At 38.8% G+C, this 14,594-nt stretch carries 8 protein-coding genes; all 8 read right to left on the reverse strand.

Annotated elements, in window-relative coordinates; translation table 11 throughout:
• Positions 1-7: 7 nt before the first annotated feature.
• The 8 genes from CLV33_RS05940 to CLV33_RS05970 all read right to left on the reverse strand — a co-directional run bounded on the left by CLV33_RS05940 (position 8) and on the right by CLV33_RS05970 (position 14,587).
• Positions 8-2,587: a GH116 family glycosyl-hydrolase gene (locus tag CLV33_RS05940; RefSeq protein ID WP_105473146.1), complete on the reverse strand. Its 2,580-nt coding sequence runs from the start codon at positions 2,585-2,587 to the stop codon at positions 8-10.
• Positions 2,588-2,596: 9 nt separating this feature from the next.
• Positions 2,597-5,038 carry a glycoside hydrolase family 95 protein gene (locus CLV33_RS05945; protein WP_105473095.1) on the reverse strand — a complete coding sequence of 814 codons (2,442 nt, stop codon included), beginning with the start codon at positions 5,036-5,038 and terminating at the stop codon, positions 2,597-2,599.
• A gap of 69 nt (positions 5,039-5,107) precedes the next feature.
• The gene (locus CLV33_RS05950) at positions 5,108-6,487 is read right to left on the reverse strand and encodes a sulfatase family protein (protein ID WP_105473096.1); all 1,380 of its coding nucleotides are present in this window, start codon (positions 6,485-6,487) and stop codon (positions 5,108-5,110) included.
• 101 nt (positions 6,488-6,588) lie between these two features.
• Positions 6,589-8,694: a Sip1-related alpha-galactosidase gene (locus CLV33_RS05955; protein ID WP_105473097.1), complete on the reverse strand. Its 2,106-nt coding sequence runs from the start codon at positions 8,692-8,694 to the stop codon at positions 6,589-6,591.
• A 128-nt stretch (positions 8,695-8,822) separates the two neighbouring features.
• A complete protein-coding gene (locus CLV33_RS17505) occupies positions 8,823-8,984 on the reverse strand; it encodes a hypothetical protein (RefSeq protein ID WP_170063978.1) in 162 nt (53 codons plus the stop codon).
• A gap of 4 nt (positions 8,985-8,988) precedes the next feature.
• On the reverse strand, positions 8,989-11,529 hold the full coding sequence (locus CLV33_RS05960) for a GH116 family glycosyl-hydrolase (protein WP_105473098.1): 2,541 nt from the start codon (positions 11,527-11,529) through the stop codon (positions 8,989-8,991).
• Positions 11,530-11,542: 13 nt separating this feature from the next.
• Positions 11,543-12,958, reverse strand: a complete 1,416-nt coding sequence (locus CLV33_RS05965) for a sulfatase family protein (RefSeq protein WP_105473099.1) — start codon at positions 12,956-12,958, stop codon at positions 11,543-11,545.
• Between the two features lie 15 nt (positions 12,959-12,973).
• Complete coding sequence (locus tag CLV33_RS05970; protein ID WP_211297540.1) at positions 12,974-14,587, reverse strand: sulfatase; 1,614 nt, start codon at positions 14,585-14,587, stop codon at positions 12,974-12,976.
• Between the last annotated feature and the right edge of the window lie 7 nt (positions 14,588-14,594).

The following is a 14,594-nucleotide window of genomic DNA, read 5'->3' on the forward strand; positions in this document are numbered from 1 at the left end:
ATTTCTATTATATTTTAATGTTGATTGATTCTCCTGATTTTATGGTTTTATTCTTCATTTTTTTGGTACCAACTCCATTTAAAGTGAAGCGCTCCAACTCCAAGCTTCCTGAAACAACAGAAATATTAGCTTGCTTATCTTTTACTTCAATTGTACCGTAACTGTAACCGTTGCTCCAAAAATATTTCCCCGGCTTAGATGTAAAACTCATGGATTTTTCAACCGCAGAATACTGAAACTCTGTAACAGCCAAAATACCAGCCCATGCCATCATGCTTCTGGCGTAATGGTGTCCTGCCTCGGCTTCGTTAAACGGACTTCTTTTTTTGCCATCATATCGGTCTCTAATATTTCGAATACACAATAACCCGTCTTCCATTAAGCCTTCCTGTAGCATGCCAACAGCCGCAGTGTACTCAAAGCCCGTCATGACTTCGGTATAATACGGAAATGGTTTTTCGGGACGTTCATTGGGGTAGGCCGCCATCAATAAAGCAGACTCGTCGCCCAAAGCATACGAACGATGATAATTGGCATGAGAGATCATATTCTCAACATAATTGTATTTCATTATGGACTCAAGCGTTTTTTTGATGTTTTCTTCATCAGCCAAATATCCCAAACCTACAATATGTGAAAACACCTGACCTACCAATTGATCGACCAACACCCCTTTTCCCAACTGAAAATCGGGAGAGGTAAGGTCTACTGCTTTACTTCCACTAGTTGCACCAATTAAAGACGGCGCTACATTATCTACCGACATTGGTGGTTGAATATGCTGTTCGTAATATTCACCGTTGAACAAATTATCATCCATCCATTCCGAGCCATTTTCGTATAGTTCTCTGCAAGTTCTCGCAAATGCCTTTTCACCTAAATAATTGGCCATTTCCTCAGAAGCTTTTAAAGCACCCAAATACCAAAATCCCATTTGTGGATTGGGGCCAAAATATTCTACATCCATGGTGTTGTGTTGAGAACCTTCCATCACACCATTTTTATCGGCATCCCAACCTCCGGGAATCCAACAAAACTCCAAGGACTTTTTCACCTTTGGCCAATGTTGTTTTAAAAAGGCATCATCTCCAGATAATTGCCAATCCCGATAAAATTTCATGATGCTTCCCATTTGTCCATCAGCTGCTGCCTTTCCCCATTTTTGTCCTTCTTCCAAAGGTAAATACACGCGAAAGCTCATCAACCCTTCATCATCAGTCGCATATTTATATTCTACCTCACGCATGGTTTTGGCTAACTCTCCAAATAAAAATGCTGTGGTTTGTTCGTAATTCCAAACGTGGGTACAAGATCCAAAACACGATCCATAGGTATCAAAAAGTCCTTCCCACCCTAATAATTGTCCGCTTTTAATACGGAAAGCCAATTGGGTTCTAAGATGTGCTAAATTGAAAAGTGCGGATTCTTTTATTTCTTCAGGTATATCACTATTAATAAGTGCATTGACGAAGGTTTTAGTGTTGTTTTCTAAGGCATCCAAACGAGGTAAGGTTTTGGTGATTACATCCCATGAATCACTATACTTCGTGGTGTAATAATTTCCAACCGTGGCTTTAATTAATTTTTGAAACCCTGGTTTATCCCAAGTTTGTCTGTTTGGGAAATGCCAACTGATTAAAAAACGAAAAGTTCTTTCTTCACCTGCTTTTAAAGTCGTTTTTTCTGCCAAGGTCCCCATTGGCGCGTTGGCTTTCTCATTGACTCTTTTTTCTAAAATCCCATCAGCACTAAAATCGTCCCAAAAATCGAGACGTTTTTTATCCCACCTGTTCGTTTTTGGTTGCCATGCGGTTCGGTACGTGGTGGTACCTTTATTTAAGGATACAAAACTCATGGTTCCCCATTGCTCACTTTCGGGGTCTACGCCATTACTTGTGTAGTGAATACCTTTAATACCGTTTTCTTCGCGAATGGTATTGATATTTTTTATGGCTTTTCCTCGAGTACCGTCGAAACCAATAAAGTTTTGAATTGTACCAGCGATGGAAATAGTAATTTCCTTAGCACTGGTGTTCTTTACCGTATAATTTAAAATTGCCATAGGAATACTGCTATCGTCAATATTTCCAGGAATCAGTGGATTATAGGCTCCAACAACAACCTCTACAGGAAGGTTTTCATCACTTAAATACACTTGCCCGAACGGATAAGCTGTTTTAAACATGGCATTACCAAATCGAGGTAAACCATGATGGTTTGAAGTAGCACCCCAAGCCCCTTCGTAATAGGATTCATCTGGCGGACCTTCTAACAAACGGGTTTGTTTTTTACCTTCACCATCTTCTATAAAAATGACAAAAAACGGTCCTTTTTGTTTTGCGGGCCCCCAATTTTCTAAAGTAGGATTGAAGCCTTTTGCAGGACGGTTCATGATTTCCCAATCTTCCAAAGAACCCCGTCCGGTAAGCGAAATGGTTCCTGTACCAATACCACCCACAGGCATTTTTATTTTTTGAATATGGTCTTGGTCATAGGTTTTTAATACGGGCCAATCATTGCTCTTGGTTTGAGCAACTACCATAATACATACCAACTGAAAAATTACGGTTAACTTTAGATGCTTCATCTTAATCATTTATTTTTTTGTTTCGTTTTTCCAAACCTTGATATCTCCTGCTTTCAAAGTAATAACTTCACTTAGTTTTCCTTCTGAAAATATCCTGAAGTTTCCATTTTGAGTGGCTTGAATTCTTGCTTCTACCAGTTTCTCATTTTCCCAAATAATATCCACCTCAAAACCACCACGGGCTCTTAAGCCTTTGATGTTTCCATTTTGCCATGCGGAAGGTAAGGCTGGTAATAGATGTAAAATATAGGGTGCTTCAGCTAAGTTTTCTTGGGGAACAACTGGTACAAAATGATTGGGATTGATGTTATCTTTTTGGTATGCTACAAAAGCGGCTTTTTCGATGGTTTCCGCTGAATCATCGATGCTTCTCAAATGACTTTGCAATAACATTTCACAGACTCCGGCAGTGCCTCCAAAATTTCCATCAATTTGAAAAGGTGGATGAAAATCGAACAAATTAGGATAGGTACGTTCTGAAGTTAAAAACTTATAGAATTGATGTGCCTTATCGCCATTGTGCAACCTTGCCCAAAAGTTGGTTTTCCACGCCGTACTCCAACCTGTTGAAACATCGCCACGGTGTTTCATGGTCACCAAAGCTGCATTGGTCAATTCGGGAGTGGTTAATGGTGAAAAATCGCGACCTGGATGTAGGGCTATTAAATGCGAAATATGCCGGTGTTGGTCCGTTGGGCTATCCCAATCTTCTGGCCATTCCTGAACTTGTCCGTACTGACCGATTTTTTGGGGAGTTAGTTTAGGGATGATGTTTTTAAGCTGCGTTCTAAACGCTTCATCTCTATTTAAAACCACTGAAGCTTCAATACAATCGGTAAATAAATTCAATACTAATTGCTGTTCGAATGACGCGCCATAGGCCTGCTTATTTAATTTCCCAAACTGCTCCACCAAATACGCATTTTCGGGCGACCAAGTGGGATACACCAATAAGGAACCATCTTTCCATGGCGATAGAAATTCTAAATAAAACTCAGCTGCGCCTTTTAAAATGGTGTAAACTTCTTCTAAATAAGTTTTATCTTGACTAAAGGCATAATGCTCAAATAAATTCTGGCATAACCACGCACCCGATTGCTGCATACGCCGACCGTGAACATTTGGAGCGCTAAATCCAAATACATTACCATTCAATCCGCTGCTCCAACCTTTGTCTATACCATAAGTTTCTTTAGCGACGTGTTGCCCGGACTCTGCCATGACTTTCATCCATTCCACATAAGGCCTGAACGCTTCTGGAAGATTAGCGGTTTCTACCATCCAATAATTCATAGCCAGATTGATATCGGTGTGGTAATCGCAATTCCAAGCGGGTTTTAAATGCCCGTTCCAAAGTCCCTGTAAATTGGAAGGCACGGGTGCAGAACGTGAACAACTTAACTGTAAATAGCGAGAGTAGTTAAAATAAAGGTTTTCCAATTCTAAACTAGGCCCGCTTTTAACCAATTCATCCGTTGTAAGATGTTTAGGCTCGTAATCTAAATTCAATTCGCAATTATCCATTAAACAGGATACATCTTTTACATGTGACTGTTTTAGAGCATCGTACCCCAACTCAACAGCTTCCTTTAGTATCTTTTCTGTATCCGTTTTAAAATTCTGACCTTTAAACTCAGGATATACCGGCAAATAATCGGTGTATGCCGCTATGTAGATTTTAACCTCTTTTGCGTTTTCAACCTTTAAGGTTCCGTCGTCCTGAGAAGTAATCTTCGCTTTACCCGCATCTACATAAATCCTTTTCTGAAATTGAATTAGGTCGTTTTCCTTGGCGGCTTCGCCATTTAGAACAAGCACATTCCCTTCAGAATTTAGACCAGTTATTTTATGTAAAGTACTGGATTTGACAGTGAGATTCATTACGGCATTGTCCGCTTTGTAGCGCATGGCTACAACATCGTTGGGGTAACTACAAAAATATTCGCGATTAAAAGTGGCGTTACCAATATTGTAATTTACATAGCCCACGCCCGTAAATGCATCTAGGGAACGTGTGTAATTTGAAACTTCCTCATGGCTATGTTCTGTTGAAATATACACATCTGTAAATGGTGCATAATTACCCAATGGTTGTTGGCTACTCAGGTATTTGGTAGACATGGCTTCCATACTATTTTCGCCCGTACCATAATTTTCATTGCGGTAAACCTCCCGAACTTTTTCGAAGTTTTTATAAGCCCCAACCCGTGTTCCAGATTGTTCCACTTCACTCAAACCTCTTTTGCTGTTCATCCAAAGGGTAATATCATTCAGCATGAGGTGTTCTTCTTCAATGCCTCCTGAAAACATAGCTCCTAAACGTCCATTTCCCAGAGGCAGTGCTTCTTGCATGAAGCCCGGTTTATTGTAGTCCTCCCTTTGTTCAACAGTAAACTTACTGGCAGGTTCATCATAAGTCAATACAAACTGTGCATGATTTTGTACTGACATTAATAGGAATATGGTAATAACTATGATTCGTGCCACGTGATATTATACTTTTATTGGTTTTTATTTTTTTTAATGAACTTCTTGTTCTTTCTCCCATTTGAAAAGCGCCTTTTTAAGCTCCGTTATTTTAAAATCATGACTAGTGCTGTTTATAAGGTTATTCATTTCTTCTGGGTCGTCATTGAGATTGTACAACTCAAATTCAGGACGTTTTCTATAGCGTTTAACAATGTTGCTTGCCTTTTTATCATGCCCGGCTTTGGCTAACCAAGAAAGGTACATTTTGCGTACATGGCGGTCTTCTATTTTATCGATATACCCATAATCAAATCCATTTATAACACGAACGGCATAAAGATTATTTGGTAACTGATTCCAGACCAGTTTAAACTGCCCATCGGTTACTGCCCTTATTTTATATTCTGGCCCTTCTCTGTTATTATTATATAAGAAATAGGCATACTTTCTATGTTTTGCTTTAGTTTGCTTTATTATTGGTAGCAAACTTTTACCATCAAAGTTAGCAGGAACTTCTCCTCCGGCGGCATCAATTAGTGTTGGTAAAATATCGCAATATTGTGTTATTGCATCTGTTTCAAGAGTATTGTTATAGGGTTTTGGCCATTTCATAACACATGCAGACCTAACCCCAAAATCATAGGTGGTCCATTTACCACCAGGCATTCCCGCACCATTTTCATCCAAGATTATAAGCGCTGTATTGGAATCTAAATCGTTTTTTTCAAGAAGCTTTCTAGCTTTGCCCACCTGCTCATCAAAAAGTTTTATTTCGGCTAGGTATTCAGTAAAGTACTTGCGCGTTTCTTTTGTATCTACCAAATTACCTGGCAGAATAACATTATTTGCATCCCAAAGAGAATTGTCACCTGCATTCCAAGGTGCATGGGCATGAACGGAACATATAACTAAGCAAAACGGCTGTTTTTTATCCCGATTTATAAATTCCTTAACTCCGTTCCAATCCTCAGGAGGCAATCCATTGTAATTAGCGTTTTTAGTAAATCCATCAATAATTTCAAAAGGATAAACAGATGCTGGTTTAAAATGGGTTTTACCCGTTAACCCCACTCGATAACCCAGTTTACTTAAATGCTGAACAATACTAAGCGTTCCTTCTTTAGTCGCAGCATGATTAAAGTTACAACCATTTCTGTTAGGCATTAACCCCGTAAACAACTCTGCTCTTGTTGGAGCACAAATAGCTTCGGATACGAACATATTCTTAAACAAAATACCTTCATTTGCTATCTGATCTATGTTTGGAGTTGTATTTTGGTTTTTGGCCCCGTAGCACCCTGTATTTTTGGCACTTATATCATCCCCTAGAATAATCAAAAAATTTGGTTGCTGTGTTTGTCCAGGTATTTTATAGCTTGATGAGAAGCTAACAAGTAAAAGGAATAAAATGCTTAATTGATATTTTTTCATCTGCTAATATTTATTGTTTTTTGTGGCCAGCTGTAATGCCATAATTATTATTTCGGTTGGTTTACAACGAATTGTTAATGGACATTTCATGTTATTTTAATTTACTCTTCAATGGCTCTAACAATGGTATAAACCCTATCCACATTCGGTTTGATCAGTTTCCCCAACCACAAACCATTGGCTTGTTTTTCAAATTCAAAATTGTTGGAGACTGGGGTTTTATTTTCTGTCCAAATTAATAACGGACCATCTTCAACCATTTGAATTTTCACAGATTTATCATCTATTTCCAATAATTCGAAAGTGGCTGCTGAAAGGTATTTATCGGGTCTACCAATGATAGACCAACCGTGTTGTATAGGGCTTAACAACAACAAACGTTCTTTTCTAGACCCCAATGTAAACTGATAATTGTCTTCAAGAATTTGGGCTGAACCTTTATAATAATCATAAAGTAAAATGCCTTCTTTTGGAACTTCCAACAGACCTTGATAAGGTTGTATCATGCCACCAGCCTGTGGATAATCCTTTAAAGAAACTTGGGTAGACACCTCGTTATCATCCTGATTCATATTCACAGCCATAATAGCAGCGGTTTTGTTTTTTAATGGTGCTATGACTCTGAAAGCCTTTCCATCAAAATAGGGGTCTTGCATTAAACTTTCGGGTAAGGGAACAGCTGGTGCTAGTGTTCCTAAAATCCGTCCATCGGCATAAGTTAATGGTTTTAAAACGGTATCATCTATATGCTCTGGCACATCTGAAAGGTAAATAGGTCCACCAGACATCGCTCTGGCTACGGCCATTAACTGTGCGGTTTCTTTAAAATTTGCAAAGAACATATCTTGATCTAGCCAATGCGTGTGCCCCAACCAAAAGGCATTGGCAAAATTTTGTACCAAGGTTAAATCCAATCGGTCTTTAGTGGTTTTATAATCTATACTTCCACGGATAATGGCACTATGCCTGTGATTAAACACATTAAAGTTTTGTTGGGCAATACAATTTAGCAACATCAAATCTTTTTCTTTGCAGTTTTCTTCTAAAGCGATGTTGTTGTAATGCACGCCTAATATTGCATTACTAGCTCCTGTGTTGTTTCGGAAATTATCTGATTGAAAATCGACTTTAATAATATCAAAACCATTGTCTGTAGTGTTTTTTGTCATTTCATGAAAAAACGCATTGGCTGATTCCTCTGAAATTTTTGGTGTTAAAATGGTTCTTTTACCGCTAGGGTTGCGCTCTGCCAAATGCTCATTTAAACTTGGCATATTGTGCTCGGGTGATACTGCACCAAAATAGCCATTGAAATTTCGCCAAATACCCATCCATTTTATTTTTTCATCTTTCTGACTGGTAATAGGCTCCCATCCGTTTGGAAACTTCTTTTTATCAACTCCAAAAGATAATAATTGGTTTTTTTTATGGTCTAAATACCCATCATCAATCAACATCCATCTAAAAGGAATTGTGCTTTCTTTCATGCCTTTTAAAGCATCCAAAATCACCTCCTCGTTAATCTTGTGCTTGTAATGTTCCCAAGAACACCAGCCCAAGTATTTGTAAGCCTCAGGATATTCTTTATCAGACCTCCAATTAATATTTTCCTTTACATTTTCGGTGTTCATTGCTCCTTCCCAAGCCATTCTAGCAGCCTCATACGGACTCTTGGATTGCCCATAACTCATTAGAGGCACCGCTACATTTTCAGTATCTGTACCATAGGTAGCAACCGTTAAATAAGCTGTTTTATTACGAATGGAAAACGTATTTCCTATACGATTAGACACCAATGGCAAAAGCGCTAAATAATTACCATTTTCCTTTTGAAGCATCATAAAAGCCCCGAGGTTGATATGGCTGTCCATTCTTGGTTTTAGATGCTTGTAACTGTCCAATTCTGCAATATCATCAAACCAAAGCGGTTCAACACGATTACCAGCAGCCAATTTTTCTGAAAATGGACGGTAGTAAATGCCTTTTTTGTACTTTGGCAATTCTAATTTAATTTCAGAGATAATACCTAAAGAATCTGGTGTTAATTCTTGTTTCTGAACAGAAACTACCCCGTTCCCGCTAAAGGATGATACATCTAACGTTAGTGGAATTACCTCAAATGGCACATCTTGTTTTTTAACTTTGGCTTGTTCCGAACACGACAATATACAAGAGATTCCAACAATAAAAAGAAATACTTTTCGCATTATATAGTTTAGTTTGAATGGTTTTACTTTTGAAACTTTTATTTAGCTAATTATTGGCTGGATTTGCTTCCACCCTTCCATATCTTCGTTTTCCTGAACAGCTCCTGGTGTACTTCGTCCATCAAGAATTATTTTTTTAAAGCGGCTTTTAATTCTGTGGCTTTTTCAGGAAATATATTTATTGGATTTCTGGTTTCGCCAATAATTAAAATTTTAGGTTTCGGTTGCTCAAAACTTGAAAAGGCAACCACTAAAATCCATAAAACAAACGCTATTCTAAAGTTTTTCATCCTATTAAAAATCAATGATTAAACTTTCTCCTTTTGAAATATTTTTTGCTTTCAGTTTCTTTTTTCCAACATTTTGAAGCGTAAAACTTTTAAGCTCCAATTGCCCGAAAAGCACGTTTATTTTTGCCTGCCCTTTTTTTACTTCACAAGTGCCCCAACCACAACCATTGCTCCAAAAATAGGTGCCCGGTTTTGAGGTGAAACGCATCGACTTTTCAACTCCCGAATAGTGAAATTCTGTACTCGCTAAAACACCTGCCCAAGCCATCATACTTCTGGCATAATGATGCCCATATTCTGCTTCATTAAAGGGGTTTCGTTTTTTGCCATCATAACGATTTCGGATATCTTGTATGGTTCTCAATGCTTTTTCCGTCTGTCCTTCATACATCATGGCAACTGCCGCTGTGTGCTCAAAACCGGTCATCACCTCGGTAAAATAAGGGAATGGTTGTTTGGGTCTGTCCTTGGGATAGTGAGCCATCAACAAAGCCGATTCATTTCCGTAGGCATAAGAGCGCATAAAATTGGGGTGCTTCATTAAATTTTTGCGGTAGTTGTATTTTAAAATAGATTCGTTGGTCTTTTTGATATTGTCTTTATTTACCAAATAGCCCAAATCTAAAATATGAGCCATAACTTGCCCTACCAACTGGTCGACTAAAACACCTTCACCCAATTGATACTGCGGATCGTTGGGCACAAGTCTTCTTTTTACACGGATGAGTCCTTTTGCAATACTATCCAAATGTTTTGGTGGCACAATTTCTTGAATGTAGTATTCGCCATTGAACAAATTTTCATCCATATATTTCGAACCGTTTTCATATAATGAGCGACATGTTTTTACGAATTTTTTATCTCCCAAGTAGCTTGCCATTTCTTCGGTAGCACGTAAAGCTCCCAAATACCATAAGCCCATTTGAGGATTTGGGCCGTAATATTCTACATCCATGGTATTGTGTTGAGAGCCTTCCATAACGCCATCTTTATCGGGGTCCCAACCTTTAGGAATCCAACAGAATTCCAATGCTTTTTTTACATTTTTCCAGTTCTTTTTTAAGAAATCATCATCACCTGAAAGTTGCCATTCGCGATAATACTTCATAATACTTCCCATTTGTCCGTCGGCGGCGGCCAAACCAAAACTTGTGGCCTTAGTTTCCAATGGTAAATGAATACGGTAGCTCATCAATCCGTTTTCATCAGTAGCAAAACCAAATTCTACTTCGCGCATATTTTGGGCGATATCGCCAAACAAAAACGGAATGGTTTGTTCGTAATTCCAAACATGTGTACATGTTCCCGTGCCGCTGCCATCGTTATCCTTGATGCCTTCCCAACCCAAGTAGTATCCTGATTTGGTTTTAAAAGCCAATTGCGTCCTAAAATGCGCCAAATTAAATAAAGCGGCTTCTTTTACAATTTCTGAGATATCACTACCAATAAACGCCTCTACAAAAGATTGGGATTGTTGTTCCAATTCTGGAATTCTTTTGACATGTTTCTGCGCCACTTCCCATGAATCGGCATATTGTGTAGCATAGTAATTGCCCACATTAGCCTTTTGATTACCCCAGGCTGGACGATTAGGAAAATGCCAAGTGATAAAAAAACGAATATCCTTTTCTTCGTTAGGAGCCAAAGTGGTTTTTACAGCTAACGAGCCCATGTTATTTTTTTGGTTAGAGGTTCTTTCTTCTAATAAACCATCATCTGTATAATCATCCCAAAACTCCAAAGTACTGTTCCCCCAGTCACCAGGTTCCCATGCCGTTCGATAAGATATTTCGCCTTCGCTGTTTGTGGTTAGGCTAAACGTACCATATTGATAGCTTTCTTTTTCAACTTCTTCACCGGCCGTAAAGTGGATGCCTTTCAAACCATTTTCTTCCTTATAGGTGTTGATGTTTTGATAAGGTTTTCCTTCTTTTCCATCATATCCTATAAAATTAGGAATGTTTCCCGCTAAAGAAATCGTCACGGGTTTATCGCTCGTGTTTTTCACCTTGTAACTTAAAATAGCCATAGGCAAACTACTATCTGCTGTGTTCCCCGGAATTAAGGGGTTGAAGGCTCCAACAGTTACTGTTACAGGCAAATTTTCATCGCTTAACAAGACTTGTCCAAATGGATATGCGGTTTGAAAAGTAGCCTTATTAAAACGAGGTAAACCGTGATTGGGAGCCTTAGAACCATAAAACCCTTCGTCGTATTTAATAGGCACAGGACCTTCCAATAAAAGTGCTTGGGCTTCTTTGTTTTCTTCTCTTAAATAAATTGAGAAAAATGGTGCTCGATTGATAACTTCTACACCGGTATACAACGGATTAAAACCTTTGGCAGGGCGACTCATAATTTCCCAATCTTCCAAAGCGCCTCTTCCTGTTAACGAGATGGTTCCTGTTCCTATGCCTCCAACAGGCATAGCAATGCGGTCGGTATGGTATTGGTCGTAGCTTTTTAGTACGGGCCAATCTGTGTTTTGCGCTAGTATGCTACTCGAAAAGAGTAAAATCAATAATCTTAATTTATCTAGTTTCATTTAGTTATATTTTTTAACGGATACTTAGTGGTTTGGGATTTTCAACATGCCCTACAGGACGAGCATTTTTGGTTACTTCAGTATCAAAATCTAGCATGGCTTTTTTAAGTTGTGAAACGATTTCAGGGTATTGTTCGATAAGATTTACTTCCTCAGAAATATCATTCTTTAAATTATAAAGGGCTTCTTCTTCATTTATGATTCGAAGTTTCCAATCTTTCCACCTTACAGCTTCTAAAGTCCCCCAATGTGAATAAAAAAAATATTCATGGGGACTTTCGGCTTCATTCATAAGTACCGGTATGATATTTTTTCCATCAATAATACGGTCTGTTGGCGCTTCTGTCTCCATCAAATTTGCAAAAGTTGGTAGTATATCCATGGCGGTTAAAAGCTCATCAATTTCAGTACCCGCCTTAATTTTTCCAGGCCACCTAACTACGGTTGGCACACGCATACCTCCTTCTAAGGTTTGCCCTTTATGACCTCTCAATGGCTTTGTTGAACCTCTTCTGTTTGCAGATCCATTATCACTAGTAAATAAGACAATAGTATTTTCATCAAGACCTTGTGCTTTTAGAGTTTTAAGAATTTGACCAACCGACCAGTCGATCTCATATATCGCGGTAGAATATAAATTAGCGTCGGCCGAAACCCCGCTTTCCAAAATTTTCTGGTACTCTTTCTTAATTTCTTTTGATGCTGCCAGTGGTCCGTGAGGTATAGGATGCGGTACATACAAAAAGAAGTTTTCATCTTTATGGTCTTTAATAAATTTAACTGCTCGTTCGGTAACCCGCCGTGTGAGGTAGTCGGGGTCGGGATCCATTTCAATAACTTCTTCACCTTCTAAAAAAGGTAGCGACGGAAACTTAAAGAATTCTTGTCGTCGGTGTGTGGGTGCAATATCGTGGCTGTACGGCAATCCATAAAACTCATCGAAACCTTGTTTGGTAGGTAAAAATTCAGGTTGGTCTCCCAAATGCCATTTTCCGAAAATGCCTGTTTTATAGCCTGCAGATTTTGCCACTTCGGCAATGGTAATTTCATCAGGATTTAGTCCATTGCCATCACCCGCTAAACAAACAGGGAACCTTTTGCCATCGGGAACATTGGGTAAATCTATAACTAAACTCGAAGGCGGCTCCATACCAACCCGTCGTGGGTAACATCCCGTCATAAGTGCAGCTCGTGACGGCGTACACAATGGCGCCGCAACGTAAAAGCTTGTTAGTTTTGCACCTTCTTCTGCCATTTTATCAATATGAGGTGTATGAACATGTTCGCCTCCAAAACAGCTTAAATCGCCATAACCCTGATCATCGGTAAAGATGATAACTAAATTAGGACGTTCCGTTTTTTTGTTATTTTGAGAAACGATGCAAGAGCTAACCAAAAAAAAGCAACCCAATATGAACAGTAACCTCATAATGTTATTCTATAATTAATTAACCTTTAAATCATTTGATTTCACTTCACTGCCCCACCAATCATCGTTAGGTTGCCAATCTGGACTTAGCATTTGTTTTCTTTGTTTTTCAAGTCGCGGCATGAGTTTGGTTCTATGGCTTTCCAATCGTTTTCTTCGAGCTTCTTTATCCCATTCGGGGTCTTCGGTGGCGTATTCGGTATTCATAGATTTCAACCAATCCATCAATTGTGTGTGCAAGTTTTCCGCTAACTCATTGTTTTCTTTAGATACATCATTGCTTTCCTTCAAATCTGAATTTAAATCATACAATTCTATGTGATTATCTTCCCAATAATGAATGAGTTTCCAATTATCCTTTCGAATGATAGATACCGGTTCGCCTCCTTGATTTCCATAATGCGGATAATGCCAAAACAACGGTCTGTCATCAATTCTCTCTCCATTTAGAAGTGGCTTTAAACTAACCCCATCGGCATGCGCTTCGGGTTTTAAAGGAATATTTGCCAAATCCAACAAGGTTGGGTATAAATCTGCTCCAGAAACAGGTTTATCAATTCTATTGCCTTGTGCCTCCATCCAAGGCACATAGATAAAATACGGTACACGTAAACCACCTTCCCATTGGTAACCTTTTCCGCCTCTTAACATTAATTGATTGGTAGAAAAGTTATCCCCAGAGGTTACCCCTCCATTATCGGATGTAAACACTACAATAGTGTTTTTATCCAAACCATTATCTTTTAATGTTTGAAGCACACTACCAATGGCTTCATCTACCTGTTCAATCAATCCAGCATAAACTGGGTTGTCCTGATATTTTCGTGCAGGTAAAATGCGTTCCATTTCGAAACCTTTTTCAGCAATGCCCATTTGTTCTGCCTTATCTCTGTACTTTTCCCATTTTTCTTTTGTGGTTTGAATAGGGGAATGCACTGCATAAAAAGATAAATAAGCCAAAAATGTGGTGTCCTTATTTTTCTCAATGAATTTTGAAGTTTCTTTCGCCAATTTCATTGAAAACGACATGCCCTTTTCGTCTTCATGGTCTTCCATTTGAGGATTGTTAAACGGTGAAAAATACCCCCCACTGTAAGGCCCACCACGTTCATAGCCCGCTATATTAATATCGAAACCATGATCGGTGGGCAAAGATTTATCTGCTGCGCTTCCTAAATGCCATTTTCCAGCAAAAAAGGTTCTATAACCGTTTTCCTTTAATGCTTCTGGAAGTGTAACGTCATCATGACTTAAATGATGCTTGTACTCTGGTGGCAATAATTTGGTATGCCTGTTCTTTTCTTTCCATTCCAATCCCGATGGGGCTCCGTCGAATTGTGTCAACCCATGTCTGGCCGTAAACTGTCCATTGAGTAAACTAGCTCGCGACGGACTACAAACGGCACAAGTGGCGTAACCATTGGTAAAAATGTTTCCCGATTTCGCAATCGCATCAATGTTTGGAGTTTCATAAAATTTACTACCCATCACGCTTAAATCGGCGTAACCCAAATCGTCAACCACAATAAACAGGATGTTTGGTTTGGCCGTTTTAGTTATTTCTTGGGTTTTGGTTTTACAAGAACTTAATACCGCTAAAATTGTGCTTATGTATATTATTTTTTTCATTGGAATT

Origin of the sequence: Jejuia pallidilutea, from assembly GCF_002973595.1 — a bacterium.
In the GTDB taxonomy this organism is placed as follows: domain Bacteria; phylum Bacteroidota; class Bacteroidia; order Flavobacteriales; family Flavobacteriaceae; genus Jejuia; species Jejuia pallidilutea.

Excerpts from the sequence above, each read along its gene's own strand:
- CLV33_RS05940 (WP_105473146.1), bottom strand. The coding sequence starts at position 2,587 with ATGAAGCATCTAAAGTTAACCGTAATTTTTCAGTTGGTATGTATTATG.
- CLV33_RS05945 (WP_105473095.1), bottom strand. The coding sequence starts at position 5,038 with ATGTCAGTACAAAATCATGCACAGTTTGTATTGACTTATGATGAACCT.
- CLV33_RS05950 (WP_105473096.1), bottom strand. The coding sequence starts at position 6,487 with ATGAAAAAATATCAATTAAGCATTTTATTCCTTTTACTTGTTAGCTTC.
- CLV33_RS05955 (WP_105473097.1), bottom strand. The coding sequence starts at position 8,694 with ATGCGAAAAGTATTTCTTTTTATTGTTGGAATCTCTTGTATATTGTCG.
- CLV33_RS17505 (WP_170063978.1), bottom strand. The coding sequence starts at position 8,984 with ATGAAAAACTTTAGAATAGCGTTTGTTTTATGGATTTTAGTGGTTGCC.
- CLV33_RS05960 (WP_105473098.1), bottom strand. The coding sequence starts at position 11,529 with ATGAAACTAGATAAATTAAGATTATTGATTTTACTCTTTTCGAGTAGC.
- CLV33_RS05965 (WP_105473099.1), bottom strand. The coding sequence starts at position 12,958 with ATGAGGTTACTGTTCATATTGGGTTGCTTTTTTTTGGTTAGCTCTTGC.
- CLV33_RS05970 (WP_211297540.1), bottom strand. The coding sequence starts at position 14,587 with ATGAAAAAAATAATATACATAAGCACAATTTTAGCGGTATTAAGTTCT.